Origin of the sequence: Paraburkholderia sp. NMBU_R16, from assembly GCF_013282575.1 — a bacterium.
In the GTDB taxonomy this organism is placed as follows: domain Bacteria; phylum Pseudomonadota; class Gammaproteobacteria; order Burkholderiales; family Burkholderiaceae; genus Trinickia.
Genome location: NZ_JAAAYE010000214.1, coordinates 1 through 1,155, shown reverse-complemented (window position 1 = coordinate 1,155; position 1,155 = coordinate 1). Strand labels below are relative to the sequence as shown.

The window sequence follows — 1,155 nt, the reverse complement described above, 5'->3', positions numbered from 1 at the left end:
GCCGCTTCAGCACGCTGCCCGCGCCGGTGGGCAACGTTGAGCGAGCTTTCTTCGTCTTTGCCATCATCGATGTCCTGCGTTTCAATTCGCACCGATTCTACTCGTCCTCGTTAATGCGACAGAGCCATCGCCGCCGGGACAGGAACGCTGTGGCGCCATCCGGACGCCGCGCTCCAGGAAAGTTTATGTGTCTTCATCGCACTACATTTCCATGTTGTGAATGGTCCCTGCTCGAACAACGATACGATTGGCAGCTTCTCTTCGATGCTCTCGTGCGAAGCATGCTTTAGCGGCGATGGGCATTCCGTCATGCCTGCAGCGCCCCCAATCCCGCGGCATATCAGGCGGCACTCATCGCCGGGCGTTCGACATGAGGCGGGAGCACACACCAGGTGCCGTCGCCTTGAGGGAAGAGGCAGACTGCGAACGCGCCGGTTGATGTCGATGCCTCGACACATACACAACGGGTCTGATTCGGGCCTGCACGACCACCACGTGTTACCCGAGCCGACATTGCATGAGTCATCGCGAGCCATTTTTCCACGGTGAAACGCAATGATCTTTCGGGCTTTTCCATCGGTTTCTCCTTCAACCTTCTTTTTGCTGAAGTGGCCGACTCACGTTCACTTTTGCGGCAAGCAGGCAGTGCCCGAGAAATGCGGTCCATTCGTACGATTCATAAAACGTTATAGCGACAACGTATCCTTGGTTGCTAGGGCACAGATTCTGAAAGCGAATTTCTAACCCATGAAATCGGTTGCCGACCTTGACATAAATCAACATTCGCTGCCCGCGGCCTTGTGCGAGCATGAACCATGTATTTGTGCGCCACACATACTCGATATATCGACACGCACGTGCGTCATCTGAACACCGGGAAAAACCTAATAATCATGTAGATTGCAGAAATTATATTGATCCGGATGATTAGATATTAGTCGCTCAAATTGAACTTGATTATCGAAAACCCTGGGGCAAGCGATTGGCGAAGCAAACAGGATTAAACTTTGCCGTGGCCACGTCGATAGGGCTCTGTCGCATTAACGAGGACGAGTAGAATCGGTGCGAATTGAAACGCAGGACATCGATGATGGCAAAGACGAAGAAAGCTCGCTCAACGTTGCCCACTGGCGCGGGCAGCGTGCTGAAGCGGCT

The 1,155-nt window shown here is 53.5% G+C and carries 1 protein-coding gene; it reads right to left on the bottom strand.

What is annotated here, in order from left to right; genetic code table 11:
• Positions 1-340 precede the first annotated feature (340 nt).
• On the bottom strand, positions 341-577 hold the full coding sequence (locus tag GWC77_RS27900) for a hypothetical protein (protein WP_173262755.1): 237 nt from the start codon (positions 575-577) through the stop codon (positions 341-343).
• Positions 578-1,155: the final 578 nt, after the last annotated feature.

What these genes read in the sequence shown, in the direction of transcription:
- GWC77_RS27900 (WP_173262755.1), bottom strand. Translation starts at nt 577, where the DNA reads ATGGAAAAGCCCGAAAGATCATTGCGTTTCACCGTGGAAAAATGGCTC.